Source organism: Aeromonas sp. 160P (assembly GCF_055193095.1).
On the sequence record NZ_JBUXKV010000001.1, the window covers coordinates 1,641,460 to 1,654,965 of the forward strand.

The window sequence follows — 13,506 nt, forward strand, 5'->3', positions numbered from 1 at the left end:
ATGCCGAATCTTGTGGTGATGCAGTCGAACCGAGGTTGTACGAAACGGGTATCCCGTTGGTCGAAACAAACCGGCTTAGGGTTGTAGACTGCATGGTGGCGGCCTGCCCCGGGGTTCTTGTCATGTCGGCAAGTGGTGATGGCGGGCAACCCGGAGACCTTTTATGCAATCTTGTCGCCGTAAACACAAATTCGTCGAATGCAGATCAGTGTCGGGGTGTATATTTCGTTATATTATTCTGCAATAGCGACGTGATATAGCGCGCTAATTGTAATGAATCTGTAATCAGCTTGCTAGCTTTCGACGGTCTCACCAGACGCTGACTCTACCTACAAGATGTGACCCATGGCCCATTTCTCTCTGCGACAGACGCTCATCATGATATCAGTCGGTCTTGCCGTGACGGGCTGCAATGACGACCGCATCCACAATATTTGTGGTAACAATCCCGAGCTTTGTCAGGATCTGGTGGACGATGGTTGGTGCCGCTATGAGCGTACCGATGTCATTCGTAGCCGCTTCTACCTGAAAGAGGAGGGCACGGATCGGCGCAAGTATGAGCTGATGCGCGGCCTTGAGCGCTATCTCAAGTGTGCCGAACGCTCTACCAATATCGAGTACAAAGCGGCGAAGGAGCAAAAGAGCCCCCGGGTGGAGGGGATGCTGGCCGCAGGTGATCAGCTGGCCCAGCTCGATGCGGCGACTCGCAATTCGCAAGATCCCTATCTGCTGCTCTGGCACTGGACCAACAACACCAACGCGTTGGCTCACCAGCAGTTTATGGCGCTGGAAGGTACCAAGGCCGTTGATGAGCCTGAGCTGCAACTGGCGCTCGCGGGGTCTTATGCCAAGAGCGATGCCACCAAAGCCATTGCCATCCTGCATTACGGTCTCTCTCTTTATCGCGAGGGCGATAAGATCAACAGCCGCCTGCTCACTTCCCTCAGCACCCTCTATATGGGGCAAAAGCAGTATGGGCTGGCCTATCTGTGGGGCAAGGTGAGCGAGTCGTTTCAGGATGCGCCCGAGGTGTCAGCCAAGCGCTTTGCTATTTATCACTCACTGAGCAAAACGGAGCAGGATGGTTACGATGTGCGGGCTGCCGAGATCGTCGAGCAGCTCAAGCGTGGCAGCTATCGACCCTGAGGCAATGATGACCACACTCTCTTCGGCCAGTTGTTGGCCTGACCCTTTCTCTCTCTCTTTTATGCATGGTGAGGTGCTCACTGATGGTCGCACCCTGGAGCGCCTGACTGTGCGTGCCGTGGTGCGGCGTGATGACGAGTTGCTGCTGGTTCACTCCCGGGTTAATGGCGATCTGATGTTCCCGGGCGGTGGTATCGAGCAGGGCGAAAGCCATGCCGCCGCGCTGGCCCGCGAGCTGCTGGAAGAGTGCGGTGCCGAGTTGCTGGAAGTTGGCGCGCTGCTCGGTGAGACCCGCGAGTATCGCGCTGCTCGCGAGCCGGGCTTTGATGCCTACTGTATCCGCTCGCTCTACTACTTGTGCCGGATTGGCGAGCAGCTGGTGGCACCCCAGCCACAGCCCTACGAGATCCGCCTCGGCTTTGTGCCTGGCTGGTTTGTGCTCGACGAAGCGTTGCAGACCAACAAGACCCAGCTGGCGGGGCCCTGTCCCCAGTGGACGGCCCGTGAGACCCGGGTGTTGGCCCAGCTGCAACGCTGGCATCAGCTGGGGATCTTCGACAACGGCAGCTGAGTGCATCAAGCTGCAACCGTTAGAGACAGCAACAAAAAGAGCGCCAATAGGCGCTCTTTTTGTTGCTAGCATGCGTCGTTGAGGTTACTTGACCTCTCTTTTATGCGAGGTTATTTGACCTCTTCGCCCTTGGCTTGCAGATCCGCATGGTAGGAGGAGCGCACGAAGGGGCCGCAGGCGGCGTGGGTAAAGCCCAGCGCCATGGCGACATCTTTCAGCTCGTCAAACTCTGCGGGCGGCACGTAGCGCTTGACCGGCAGGTGGTGGCGGCTCGGCTGCAGATACTGGCCCAGGGTCAGCATGTTGACGCCGTGCTCGCGCAGATCGGTGAGTACCTGAACGATCTCTTCGTTGGTCTCGCCCAGACCCATCATGACACCGGATTTGGTGGGGACATGGGGGTGCATCTCTTTGATGCGACGCAGCAGCTCCAGCGACCACTTGTAGTCGGCTCCCGGGCGGGCGACGCGATACATGCGCGGGGCGGTTTCCAGGTTGTGGTTGAACACGTCCGGCGGCGTCTCGCGGAACACCTCCAGCGCCTGCTCCATCCGGCCACGGAAGTCCGGGGTGAGGATCTCGATGCGGGTCTGCGGGCTGTGCTCGCGGATCTGCTTGATGCAGTCGGCAAAGTGCTGGGCACCGCCATCACGCAGGTCGTCGCGGTCTACCGAGGTGATCACCACATATTTCAGCCCCATCTCCTTGATGGTGAGTGCCAGCTTCTGCGGCTCGTCCGGATCAAGGGCCAGCGGGCGACCGTGGGCCACGTCGCAGAAGGGGCAACGACGGGTGCAGATAGCGCCCATGATCATGAAGGTGGCCGTGCCGTGGTTGAAGCACTCAGCCAGATTGGGGCAGGAGGCCTCTTCACATACCGAGTGCAGCTTGTTTTTGCGCAGGGTGCTCTTGATGTGCTCGATCTTCTGGCTGGAGGGGGGCAGCTTGATCCGCATCCAGTCCGGCTTGCGTAGAATTTCTTCGCTTGGATCCGGCATGAATTTCACCGGGATCAGGGCCATCTTGTCGCCATCGCGCAGCTTGACGCCCGGCTCCATACGAACGGGTTTGCTCATGATTCACTCTCGGTGTTTGTTATTGTTTGATTGATAGCTGTCGGGTCACTTGCATATCCCCATTGCTGCGCGGCATCGCCGGGCAGCAGCGGGTCTGCTTATGATGCCGCTTCGGTATTGGTTATTGCGTCATAGCCAATCAGCTTGGCCAGTTCGGCTACCAGAATGGCTTGCGCCTCGGCCACGCTTTGGGGGCCGCCCAGGGCGCTGGTCTGGGTCATGGCCATGCCCGCATAGCCGCACGGGTTGATGTGCAGGAAGGGGGTCATGTCCATGTTGATGTTGAGAGCCAGCCCGTGGAACGAGCAGCCCTTGCGGATCCGCAGTCCGAGCGAGGCCAGCTTGGCCTCCATGCCGAGTTCATTTTTCACATAGACCCCGGGGGCGTCTGCCTTGGCATATGCCTGGATATCGCTCTTGGCAAGGGTGCTGATAATGGCGGTTTCCAGTGCTGTCACCAGCTCGCGGACCGAGAATTTACAGCGACGTACATCCACCAGTACGTAGAGCACCAGCTGGCCCGGGCCATGATAGGTAATTTGACCGCCACGATCGCTCTGCACCACCGGAATGTTGCCCGGATTGAGCAGGTGTTCGGCCTTGCCAGCCTGCCCCTGGGTGTAGACGGGATCGTGCTCGACCACCCAGAACTCGTCCGGGGTATCGCTGGTGCGGTGGTCGGTGAACTCTTTCATGGCGTCCCATACCGGTTGGTAGGGGCGGCGGCCCAGATGTCTGACGATCAGTTGGGACTGGACGGGGATCCGGGATGGCATGGCTTCCTCAGCACAAAAACAGTCGCCCCGCAGAACGGGGCGAGAGAGAAGTTACAGTACGTATTTGACCAGCTCGATATCGCCGAGCGCTTTGTACATGGCTTCGATATGTTCTTTGTTCTGGGCCGTCACCGTCACGCGTACCGAGTGGTAAGTACCTTTGGCACTGGGCTGAACGGTTGGGCTGTAGGTGCCGGGAGCGTGCTGTTGCAGCACTTCCACTACTCTATGGGGCAGCGCGGGGTCGGCAATGCCGAGCACCTTGAACGGGAATTTGCAGGGAAACTCCAGCAGTTCATCAAATTTGGTATTCATTTACTCACCTTTTTCGTCATCAACGGGATGACTTCATCTTGGATAGCTAGTGGCCTATGACTCGCAAAAGCCGCCATTTCAAGTCTGTATGGACACGGCTCATCTCTATATGGGCACTGCCCGGACCTGGATCAAGGCCAGCATCAGTCAGACCAGAAATGGAAGTGCTGCTTTTTACCACAAATCAGGGGAGGGCGGAACCGGCAGTTTGCAGGGTTATTCACAGTGCAGGTATCACAAAGGCAGCAGCGGCGCCTGTTGGCGCCGCTGCTAGGTGACTATATTGCGCCGTGATTACTTGAACCAGCTGGTGACCAGCAGTACCAGATAATCCCACAGACGGCTCACCAGACCACCTTCCTGCACCTCTTCCAGGGCAACCAGCGGAACCTGTTTGATCTCCTTGTCACCCTGCTTCAGGAACACGGTACCGACGCGCTGGCCTTTGGCCAGCGGCGCTTTCAGCTCGCTATCGAGCTGGAAATCCGCTTTCAGGTTGTTGCCCTGACCACGGGTAACCAGTACGGAAACATCCTGATCAACCCCCAGTTTCACCTCAGACTTGTCGCCCATCCAGATCTTCTGGGTGACCAGCTCGGTACCGGCTTTGTACGGGGTCAGGCTCTGGAAGAAGCGGAAACCGTAGGTGAGCAGCTTCTTGCTCTCGGCCGCACGGGACCCTTCACTGCTGGCTCCGAATACCACGGCGATCAGGCGCATGCCTTCGTTGTTGGTGGCAGAAGAGACCAGGTTGTAGCCGACCTGGCTAACGTGGCCGGTCTTGATGCCATCCACTTGCAGGGATTGATCCCACAGCAGGCGGTTGCGGTTGTGTTGGGTGATGCCGTTGAACACGAAGGATTTCTGGGAGTAGACCTTGTACTCCTCCGGCAGGTCGCGGATCAGCGCCTGACCCAGACGGGCCATATCGTGAGCGGTACTATAGTGGCCTTCCGCATCCAGACCGTGCGGGTTCATGAAGTGGCTGTCGTTCATGCCAAGCTTGGCGGCCCAGCTGTTCATCAGGCTGGCGAAGGAGTCGGTGCTGCCCGCCAGGAATTCTGCCATGGCGACGCAGGCGTCGTTGCCGGACTGGATGATGATGCCTTTGTTCAGGTCATCGACGGAGACCTGCTTGCCCACCTCGATAAACATCTTGGAGGAGTCGGAGTAGTTCTTGGACCAGGCGTTCTGGCTGATGGTCACCATGTCGGTGCGCTTGATGTTCCCCTTCAGCAGCTCCTGGCCGATGATGTAGGAGGTCATCATCTTGGTCAGACTGGCGGGCGGCAGACGCTCTTCGGCGTTCTGCTCGGCCAGTACCTGACCCGAGTAGTAGTCGATCAGAATATGGGCCTTGGCGGAGATCTCCGGCGCGGCGGGTACCACCATAGGCATGGCATTCGGGGTCGGTGTCGGCACCGGCGTATTGGCCTGGGCGGTAACGCTGACCAGCGAGGCCAGAAGAACTGAACGGGCAAATTTGGACATCTTGAAATTCCTGCGAGCCAGATGGGGATAAAATGCGGGCCTAACTATACCAGATGCGCCCGCAGGTTATAGCCCGACATGGCGATTAGAACTGGTTTTTTATCCATCACTCCCTGTCATCACGCCATAAAACGACGTGATGACAGTAAGTAAGTGGTTAGTCACCCTCGCTGCAAAAGGGGGATGATCAGGGAACGATAAAGGCCTGTTCCAGCCCGCCCTGACGTACTTTTTCCAGCACACTGGCCTGCTGGTCGGCGGCGACCGGGCCAATCAGTACCCGGAAAATGGCGCCATGGGCATCGACCCGATAGGGCACGCCGTAGCGCTGGGTCATCACCTTGCCCATCGCCTCGGCCCGCTCCTGTGAGCCGCTGGCCAGCACCTGGATCATCTTGCCATCGCCGCTGCTGGCGGGCGCTGCGGCCTTGGCTGACGCTGCTTTGACAGGCGCCGCTTTGGCAGGCGCTTTGGCTAGCGCCTTGACGGGGGCCGGGTCGGCGGCGGGGGTAGCCATCGCCAGCGCGGTCGGTTCACCCAGGAAGCCATCTTGCGACAGGGTGTTGGAGGCCGCAGCGGCCGGAGTGGTCGGGGTCATCTCGATGGGCTTCATCGGCTCCATGATCACCATCTGATCCGGGGTGTCGTTGATCAGCTCCAGCCGGACTCGCGCTTCACCGCTATCGACCATCTCCAGCTGCTTGGCGGCAGCGTAGGAGAGATCGATCAGGCGAGGGCTGTTGAACGGGCCGCGATCGTTGACCCGCACGATCGTCTCCAGCCCGTTGTCCAGATTGGTGACCCGCACATAGCTCGGGATGGGCAGGTTGCGGTGGGCGGCGCTGAACAGCTTGCTGTCCAGCACATCGCCGTTGGCGGTATTCTGGCCGTCCAGATCCGGCGACAGCCAGCTGGCGGTGCCCTCTTCGCTGTAGTGCTTGATATCGCGCCACACCTCGTTTTTCTGCTTGCCGATCCAGTAGTCCCGGTTGCCGCTGGCACTCAGGGGCTCGGGGCGCGGAATGGCGCCGGTGGCTTGCGGGATCTCGATAACAGGCGGCTTGCTGACCGGTGCTTGCGGCTCGACGGGGACGGTCTGTTCCGGCTGGCTGCTACAGGCGGCCAGCAACAAGCTCAGGCTGAGCGGGAGGAGTTTGTGACGAAGATGCATACGCTTCCTGAATGGCTTGGCTAAGTTGATACACCGCCATCGCATAAAGTGGGCTGCGATTGTAACGGGTGATCACATAAAAGTTATGCCGTGCGACCCAGTATTCCGGTCCATCGGCTTGGGCAAACGCCAGTAACTTGACCGGCGTCTGTGGGGCCAGCGGCGTGGCGAGCTCAATCCCTGCCGCCGCCAGTTCTGACCACTGTTGTGTGAGCTCAGGCTCGGATCTCAGTAACGGTTCTACTGCCATCAGCCCGATCTGGGCTGGTTCCACCACGGATTCCCCCCAGCGCCACTGGTGGCTGGCAAAATAGTTGGCCACGCTGCCGATGGCATCGACCGGGTTGGCAAACAGATCCCGCTTACCATTGCCATCGAAATCAACAGCGTAGTGGCGGTAGCTGGAGGGCATGAACTGGCCCATCCCCATGGCCCCGGCATAGGAGCCCTTGAGGCGGTCCAGCGCCCATCCCTCCTCTTTTGCCAGCAACACCAGCTGGGCAAACTCCTTGGCGAAGAAGTCGCTGCGCTCTGGGTAGTGAAACCCCAAGGTGTAGAGGCTATCGAGCACCGGATGACGGCCCATCTGACGACCATAGAAGGTCTCTACCCCGATAATGGCCACTATGATTGACGCCGGTACCTGATAGGTCTGCTCGGCCCGCGTCAAGGTGGCAGCATGTTGCCGCCAGAACTGCAGCCCATCCCGGATGCGATCCGGGGTGACGAACAGCGGCCGGTAGCGATGCCAGGGTTTGGCTTCCCATGGCTTGCTGATGGTGTCGAGCACTTCCTGGCGCAGCTGGGCGCGGGCGACTGCGGCTTGCAACTCGGCCAGCGGCACCTGTTGCTGCTCGGCGAGCAGCGCCAGTCGATCCGGCGCCACGGCGGCGGTTGCCATCGAGGCGAAGAGGGCGATCGACAATCCGACCCGTCTCATCAGGCCAGCAGTCTTCTGTGGGTCTGAATGGACATCAGTATGCCGAAGCCAGCCATCAGGGTCACCATGGAGGTGCCACCATAGCTCACCAGCGGCAGGGGCACCCCTACCACCGGCAGAATGCCACTCACCATGCCCATGTTGACGAACACATAGACGAAGAAGGTGAGGGTGATGGCGCCCCCCAGCAGCCGCTCGAAGCTGCTCTGGGCCTGCATCGAGATATAGAGGCAGCGGCTGATGACGTAGAGATAAAGCACCAGCAACAGGGCGACCCCCACCAGACCAAACTCCTCGCTAAATACCGCGAAGATAAAGTCGGTATGGCGCTCGGGCAGGAACTCCAGTTGGGACTGGGTGCCTTGCAGCCACCCCTTGCCGAACACGCCGCCGGAGCCGATGGCGATTTTGGATTGAATGATGTGATAGCCACGGCCAAGCGGGTCTTTCTCCGGGTCGATCAGCATCATCACCCGCTGGCGCTGGTAGTCGTGCATCAGGAAGAACCAGAGTACCGGCATAAAGGCCAGGATCAGCATGACCGCAAGCCCGATCAGCCACCAGCTGAGCCCCGCCAGGAAGATGACGAAGAAGCCGGAGGCTGCCACCAGAATGGAGGTGCCGAGATCGGGCTGGGCGGCGATCAGCAGGGTGGGCAGCAGCACCATGATGAGGGCGATCACCACATGGCTGAACTTGGGGGGCAGCGAGTGGCGGCTGAGCCAGGCGGCCACCATGATCGGCATGGAGAGCTTCATGACCTCGGAGGGCTGGAACTTCATAAAGCCGAGATCGAGCCAGCGCTGGGCCCCCTTGCCGATATGGCCGAACACATCCACCGCAATCAGCATCAGCACTACCACCGCGAACAGTGGCACCGACCAGCGGGCATACAGCGACGGTGGCAACTGGGCCATGGCAATCATCAGGGCAAAGGCGATGCCGCCCCGTACCAGCTGGCGCACGATGGAGTCGAGATCCTGACCGGAGGCGGAGTAGAGCACCACCATGGAGAGCGTCATCACGGCCAGCAGGCCGAGAAACAGCGGCAGATCGATATGCATCTTGTACCAGATGCTTTGCTGCCGAGCGGAATTACTCATGGGAAATAACCTTGTGCTGAATTGACGGCACCTCTTGGTGGCGCAAAATCGGGTCAGCCTGCTGCGGCCGATGGACATCTGATTGATGCCCGCAGCCTTGCTGGCGGGCGGCGTTACTCACTGGGGCTGACCTCGCTCGGCTGGGACGGCGTGGTTGGCGTCGGTGCCGGTGGCAGTTGCGGATCCGGGGGGAGCAAGTAGGCATCCAGCATGGCGCGCGCCACCGGCGCTGCATTTTTACTGCCGCCGCCGGCGTTTTCGAGTACCAGTGCGATCACCGCTTTAGGCGCATCAAAGGGAGCAAAGGCGACGAACAGGGCGTTGTCACGGTGCTCTACCTTCATGTTCTTGGCGTTGTAGACCTGATTCTCTTTCATGTTGACCACCTGCGCAGTGCCCGACTTGCCACCCGAGGCATAGGGGGTGTTGGCAAAGGCGTGGCGGCCACTCCCTTCCTTGCCCTGGTTCACCCGCCACATCCCCTCTTTGGCAACCTGCCAATAGCTGTCGCTTTTGGCTTTGAGGGCGATATTGGGGTTGATAGGGGCATTCACGACCTCCGCCAGCGAGGCAGTGCTCTTGAGCAGGTGAGGCGTCACATCGTGACCGTTTTGGGTCAGGATGCTGATCGCCTTGGCCAGCTGGATCGGCGTCGCGCTCCAGTAGCCCTGACCGATACCGATGGAGATGGTGTCCCCCTGATACCAGGGCTGGCGCCAGCGGGCCATTTTCCAGTCACGGGACGGCATGACGCCTTTGGTCTCTTCATAGAGGTCGACCCCACTGTACTGACCAAAACCGAACTTGGTCATGTAGCTGTGGATCTTGTCGATGCCGACCCGATAGGCGAGATCGTAGAAGTAGGTATCCGCCGAGACCTCGATGGCGCGATAGACATCGAGCCAGCCATGGCCCCAGCGGCGCCAGTCGCGAAACTTCTTGGTGGTGCCGGGAATGGAGAAGCTCGGGCCACCGAAGTAACGATAGTTGGGGGTGATGGCCCCCTCGTTGAGCCCCATCACTGACATCATGGGTTTGACGGTGGAAGCGGGGGCATAGATGCCCTGCGTGGTGCGGTTCACCAAAGGACGTGCCGGATCGTTGAGCAGTCCCGAGTAGTTGGCACTGGAGATACCGGTGACGAACAGGTTGGGGTCGTAGCTCGGGCTCGACTCCATGGCGATGATGGCGCCGGTTTGCGGGTTCATCATCACGATGGCACCACGCTGGCCCGCCAGCATTTGCTGGGCTTTCAGCTGCATCCGGATGTCGATATTGAGGTAGATATCCTTGCCGGGAGTGGGCGGCTGGAACTTGAGGGTGCGGACCACCCGGCCGCGGTTGTTCACCTCGACCTCCTGATAGCCTGCGACCCCGTGTAGCTGCTCCTCGTAAAACTTCTCGACCCCCTGTTTGCCGATATCCTTGGTGGCTGCGTAGTTGGCGAGCTTCTCCTCTTTCTCGAGGCGCTCCACATCCCGGGTGTTGATCTTGGCCACATAGCCCAGCGCGTGGGTGAGGGTGTCACCAAACGGGTAGTAGCGCTTGAGGTTGGCCTCGATGCTGGCGCCCGGATAGTTGTGCTGGTTGACCGAAAAGAGGGCCACCTGATACTCGGTCAGTTTCTCGAACAAGGGGACTGGCTTGAAGCGGCGCTGACGCTTCACTTCGGCCAGAAATTTCTCTTTGGTCCCCTCCGGCAGCCCCAGCAGGGTGATCAGCTGGTCGGCGGTGAGCTCGAGATCTTTGGTCTCTTCCGGCACGATTTCCAGACTGTAGACCGGACGGTTTTCTGCCAACAGCACGCCGTTGGCGTCATAGATGAGCCCGCGAGGGGGCGCCACCGGCACCACCCGGATGCGGTTGGAGTTGGAGCGGGTCTGGTAGGTGTCAAAAGATTCAACCTGCAGATAATAGAGATTACCCAGCAGCACCAGCATCAGCACGACGATGCCGATGTAGGCTACCAGGGTGCGCCGGAAGAACAGATTGCCCTCGGCACTGTGATCGCGCATCTCGATGCGATTCTTCAACATGCCGTTACCTTCTGGTTGACGAGATCATGAGCAGTGAGACTCTGGCGATTCATGCTCACTCTCTGTGATACGGGTATTGGAGGGTGATGCTTGGATAGTGCATGGCCCACTCTTTGTGATACGGGTATTTGAGGGTGATGCTCGGATAGTGCATGGCTCACTCTTTGTGATACGGGTATTTGAGGGTGATGCTCGGATAGTGCATGGCTCACTCTCTGTGATACGGATGATTGGTGGTGATACTCCATGCCCGATAGAGGCTCTCGGCCACCAGTACCCGCACCAGCGGGTGGGGCAGGGTGAGTGGCGACAGCGACCAGCTCTGCTCGGCGGCAGCCTTGCAGTCGGGGGACAAGCCCTCCGGCCCGCCGACCAGCAGGGCGACATCACGGCCATCCAGTTTCCAGGCTTCCAGCTGGGCGGCCAGCTGCTCCGTGGTCCAGGGCTTGCCCGGAATGTCGAGGGTGACGATGCGCGAGCGCCCCGCGGCCGCCAGCATGGCTTCCCCTTCCTTCTGCAGGATGCGGGGAATGTCGGCATTTTTGCCCCGTTTGCCGGCGCCGATCTCGACGAGTTCAAATGGCATGTCTTTCGGGAAGCGGCGGCGATACTCTTGGAAGCCATGCTCTACCCAGGCAGGCATCTTGGTGCCCACCGCAATCAACTGGATCTTCATCGTCGTTACACTTGTGCTCTTTATTGCATGTTCACGTGAGCGGCACCGCTCCACAATTTTTCCAGCTGGTAGAAGTCACGAGGTTCATCCTGCATCACATGCACGATCACCGACCCCATATCTACCAATGCCCATTCACCGCTCACTTGACCCTCTACGCTCAGCAGATCCAGACCCGCGTGGCGGGCCTCGCTGGCCAGATGGTGGGCAATGGCGCTGACGTGACGACTGGAGTTGCCGGAACAGACGATCATGGCATCAGTAATGGTGGATGTGCCGCGTACATCGAGGGTGATGATGTCGCGGCCTTTCATGTCATCGATCTTGTCGATGATAAAGGCATGCAGTTCTTGGCCTTGCAATGAGTCTCTCCTCTATTCCGGCGCGCTGTTACTTACGTCAGGGCGGCGGATTATATCATGGTCACTCCCGTTTCCCATCGGCTGGGGCGGGATTATGGCAGGGGCTAGCGGCGATTGGCGCGGTAGAGCCCCTGTTGATCAATATAGTGCGCAACCGACTCGGGCAAGAGGTAGCGGGTGTCTTGCCCCGCCTCCAGCAGGGCCCGCAGCCGGGTGGCAGACAGTTCGACGGGCTGGTTGTCCGCCAGCCAGATATGGCCAGCCAGCTGCCGGTGCAGCGCGCGGGCATCGCGGGTGTGATGGCGCGCCAGCAGCTGCGCTACTTCGGTCGGATAATCGGGCTGCCAGCCAGGGCGCGTACTCACTACCAGATGGCCATAGTCGAGCAGCTCCTGCCAGCGGTGCCAGCTTGGCAGGCTCAGCAGAGAATCCATTCCCATCAGAAAGCAGAGCGGGGTATCGGGCAGTTCATGACGCAGCTCGATAAGGGTATCTATGGTGTAAGAGGGTTTATCCCGCTTCAGCTCCCGCTCATCCACCACAAAATGGCGGTTCTCCGCCGCCGCCAGCCTGACCATGGCGAGCCGTTGCTCGCTGGAACAGAACGGATTGGCGCGGTGAGGCGGGATATGGTTCGGGATCAGCCTGATTTCGGCCAGCTCAAGGGTGTCGCGGGCTTCGATGGCCGGGCGCAGATGGCCGATATGGATGGGATCGAAGGTGCCGCCAAGCAAACCGACAGGCGCCTTCAGCTGGCTGGCAGGAGCCTTCAGCAGACTGATCGCAGCCTTCAGCACGGGCTGCTCTCCATCCCCAGTGGCAACGGGCTACTGTCGCGAAAGCCAAGGGCAATGGTCTGCAGCATCAGCCAGGCCTGTTCGGTATTGAAACTGCGCTGGGCATCGTCCAGCTGGGCCATCAGTTGCCACAACTGCTGCAACTTGGCGAAGGGGAGGCGGGTCAGCGCCTGCTGGATCAGCTGCTGGCGGCTCTGCCAGATACGCAGACGGCTGAAATGCTCCCCCAGCGGCTGGCCACTGCGCATCGCCAGTGACAGCTCGGTGAGCTGCTCCAGCTCGCGGCAGAGGGTCCAGGCCAGCATGCCCGGCTCGGTGCCTTCGGCTCGCAGGGCGGCCAGAATACGCTGGGCCCGGTTCACCTTGCCCTCCAGCAGGGTATCGACCAGCTGGAAAGGGGTGAAGTGGGCGTGGCGGATGATGGTCTCTTGCAGATAGGTGACACTGATGGGCTGGGGCGGCGAGAGCAGGGTCAGCTTCTCGATCTCCTGACTGGCGGCCAGCAGGTTGCCCTCATAGGCGTGGCACATGAAGTTGATGGCATCCGGCAGCGCCTTGAGGCCAAAACGCTGGAAGCGTGCGCTCATCCAGCGCGGGAAGAACTTGGGCTCCGGATGGTTGACCGGCACATAGGTGCCGATCTGGTAGAGCTTGTCGAACCAGGCGGCTTTCATCTGGGTTTGATTAAGACGACCGCCGCTCAGCACCAGCAGCAGGTCGGGATGAAGCTGCTTGCCGATTTCGCTGATGCGGGCGGCCAGATCTTTATCCACCTTGGCGGGCAGCTCCAGCTCGATGATCTGGCGGGCAGAGAAGAGGCTCATGGCCTGACAGGCATCGTAGACCTGATTCCAGTCCAGCCCCTGTTCCACCACGAAGGTGTGGCGTTCATCGAAACCCTGTTTGCGGGCGATCTGACGGATGGCATCGATGGCCTCCAGCCGCAACAGGGGCTCGTCACCAAAAACGAGATAGCAGGGCCTGAGCCCTGCTTTGAGGTGGTCACCAAATTGCTCGGGATAAATGCGCATCAGAAGCTTGCCTGA

Annotated in this window: 14 protein-coding genes; 2 read left to right on the forward strand and 12 right to left on the reverse strand. The window is 59.9% G+C overall.

Annotated features, from left to right (window positions below; all coding sequences use genetic code 11):
• The first annotated feature begins 345 nt into the window (after positions 1 to 345).
• Positions 346 to 1,146 (forward strand): DUF2989 domain-containing protein, encoded by an 801-nt coding sequence (locus ACY8FN_RS07775; RefSeq protein WP_463099662.1) that lies wholly within the window; start codon positions 346 to 348, stop codon positions 1,144 to 1,146.
• A 4-nt stretch (positions 1,147 to 1,150) separates the two neighbouring features.
• Positions 1,151 to 1,717, forward strand: coding sequence for an NUDIX domain-containing protein (locus tag ACY8FN_RS07780; RefSeq protein WP_463101142.1), 567 nt, complete (start codon positions 1,151 to 1,153; stop codon positions 1,715 to 1,717).
• A 110-nt stretch (positions 1,718 to 1,827) separates the two neighbouring features.
• Here ACY8FN_RS07780 and lipA read toward each other — a convergent pair whose 3' ends face one another.
• The 12 genes from lipA to holA form a co-directional block, all read right to left on the reverse strand.
• A complete protein-coding gene (gene lipA / locus ACY8FN_RS07785; RefSeq protein WP_101325574.1) occupies positions 1,828 to 2,793 on the reverse strand; it encodes a lipoyl synthase in 966 nt (321 codons plus the stop codon).
• Positions 2,794 to 2,891: 98 nt separating this feature from the next.
• Positions 2,892 to 3,569: a lipoyl(octanoyl) transferase LipB gene (lipB, locus tag ACY8FN_RS07790; RefSeq protein WP_463099663.1), complete on the reverse strand. Its 678-nt coding sequence runs from the start codon at positions 3,567 to 3,569 to the stop codon at positions 2,892 to 2,894.
• A 51-nt stretch (positions 3,570 to 3,620) separates the two neighbouring features.
• Positions 3,621 to 3,884: a DUF493 family protein YbeD gene (ybeD, locus tag ACY8FN_RS07795; protein WP_042022802.1), complete on the reverse strand. Its 264-nt coding sequence runs from the start codon at positions 3,882 to 3,884 to the stop codon at positions 3,621 to 3,623.
• A 294-nt stretch (positions 3,885 to 4,178) separates the two neighbouring features.
• Positions 4,179 to 5,375 (reverse strand): D-alanyl-D-alanine carboxypeptidase family protein, encoded by a 1,197-nt coding sequence (locus tag ACY8FN_RS07800; protein WP_042022803.1) that lies wholly within the window; start codon positions 5,373 to 5,375, stop codon positions 4,179 to 4,181.
• Between the two features lie 187 nt (positions 5,376 to 5,562).
• Positions 5,563 to 6,546, reverse strand: a complete 984-nt coding sequence (locus tag ACY8FN_RS07805; protein ID WP_463099664.1) for a septal ring lytic transglycosylase RlpA family protein — start codon at positions 6,544 to 6,546, stop codon at positions 5,563 to 5,565.
• On the reverse strand, positions 6,488 to 7,486 hold the full coding sequence (mltB, locus tag ACY8FN_RS07810; RefSeq protein ID WP_463099665.1) for a lytic murein transglycosylase B: 999 nt from the start codon (positions 7,484 to 7,486) through the stop codon (positions 6,488 to 6,490). The genes ACY8FN_RS07805 and mltB overlap by 59 nt, the downstream gene beginning before the upstream one ends.
• A complete protein-coding gene (gene rodA / locus ACY8FN_RS07815) occupies positions 7,486 to 8,589 on the reverse strand; it encodes a rod shape-determining protein RodA (protein WP_101325569.1) in 1,104 nt (367 codons plus the stop codon). The genes mltB and rodA overlap by 1 nt, the downstream gene beginning before the upstream one ends.
• Positions 8,590 to 8,702: 113 nt before the next feature.
• Positions 8,703 to 10,625 carry a penicillin-binding protein 2 gene (mrdA, locus tag ACY8FN_RS07820; protein WP_463099666.1) on the reverse strand — a complete coding sequence of 641 codons (1,923 nt, stop codon included), beginning with the start codon at positions 10,623 to 10,625 and terminating at the stop codon, positions 8,703 to 8,705.
• A gap of 208 nt (positions 10,626 to 10,833) precedes the next feature.
• Positions 10,834 to 11,301: a 23S rRNA (pseudouridine(1915)-N(3))-methyltransferase RlmH gene (gene rlmH / locus ACY8FN_RS07825; protein WP_042022810.1), complete on the reverse strand. Its 468-nt coding sequence runs from the start codon at positions 11,299 to 11,301 to the stop codon at positions 10,834 to 10,836.
• A 20-nt stretch (positions 11,302 to 11,321) separates the two neighbouring features.
• Entirely contained in the window at positions 11,322 to 11,663 is a 342-nt protein-coding gene (gene rsfS, locus ACY8FN_RS07830) for a ribosome silencing factor (protein WP_042022811.1), read from the reverse strand.
• A 104-nt stretch (positions 11,664 to 11,767) separates the two neighbouring features.
• Complete coding sequence (nadD, locus tag ACY8FN_RS07835; RefSeq protein ID WP_463101143.1) at positions 11,768 to 12,457, reverse strand: nicotinate-nucleotide adenylyltransferase; 690 nt, start codon at positions 12,455 to 12,457, stop codon at positions 11,768 to 11,770.
• Positions 12,454 to 13,491, reverse strand: a complete 1,038-nt coding sequence (gene holA, locus ACY8FN_RS07840; RefSeq protein WP_438580273.1) for a DNA polymerase III subunit delta — start codon at positions 13,489 to 13,491, stop codon at positions 12,454 to 12,456. Before holA ends, nadD begins: the two co-directional genes overlap by 4 nt.
• Positions 13,492 to 13,506: the final 15 nt, after the last annotated feature.

Bases quoted from the DNA above. Each gene is read 5' to 3' on its own strand.
- ACY8FN_RS07775 (WP_463099662.1), top strand. From the start codon at position 346: ATGGCCCATTTCTCTCTGCGACAGACGCTCATCATGATATCAGTCGGT.
- ACY8FN_RS07780 (WP_463101142.1), top strand. From the start codon at position 1,151: ATGATGACCACACTCTCTTCGGCCAGTTGTTGGCCTGACCCTTTCTCT.
- lipA (WP_101325574.1), bottom strand. From the start codon at position 2,793: ATGAGCAAACCCGTTCGTATGGAGCCGGGCGTCAAGCTGCGCGATGGC.
- lipB (WP_463099663.1), bottom strand. From the start codon at position 3,569: ATGCCATCCCGGATCCCCGTCCAGTCCCAACTGATCGTCAGACATCTG.
- ybeD (WP_042022802.1), bottom strand. From the start codon at position 3,884: ATGAATACCAAATTTGATGAACTGCTGGAGTTTCCCTGCAAATTCCCG.
- ACY8FN_RS07800 (WP_042022803.1), bottom strand. From the start codon at position 5,375: ATGTCCAAATTTGCCCGTTCAGTTCTTCTGGCCTCGCTGGTCAGCGTT.
- ACY8FN_RS07805 (WP_463099664.1), bottom strand. From the start codon at position 6,546: ATGCATCTTCGTCACAAACTCCTCCCGCTCAGCCTGAGCTTGTTGCTG.
- mltB (WP_463099665.1), bottom strand. From the start codon at position 7,486: ATGAGACGGGTCGGATTGTCGATCGCCCTCTTCGCCTCGATGGCAACC.
- rodA (WP_101325569.1), bottom strand. From the start codon at position 8,589: ATGAGTAATTCCGCTCGGCAGCAAAGCATCTGGTACAAGATGCATATC.
- mrdA (WP_463099666.1), bottom strand. From the start codon at position 10,625: ATGTTGAAGAATCGCATCGAGATGCGCGATCACAGTGCCGAGGGCAAT.
- rlmH (WP_042022810.1), bottom strand. From the start codon at position 11,301: ATGAAGATCCAGTTGATTGCGGTGGGCACCAAGATGCCTGCCTGGGTA.
- holA (WP_438580273.1), bottom strand. From the start codon at position 13,491: ATGCGCATTTATCCCGAGCAATTTGGTGACCACCTCAAAGCAGGGCTC.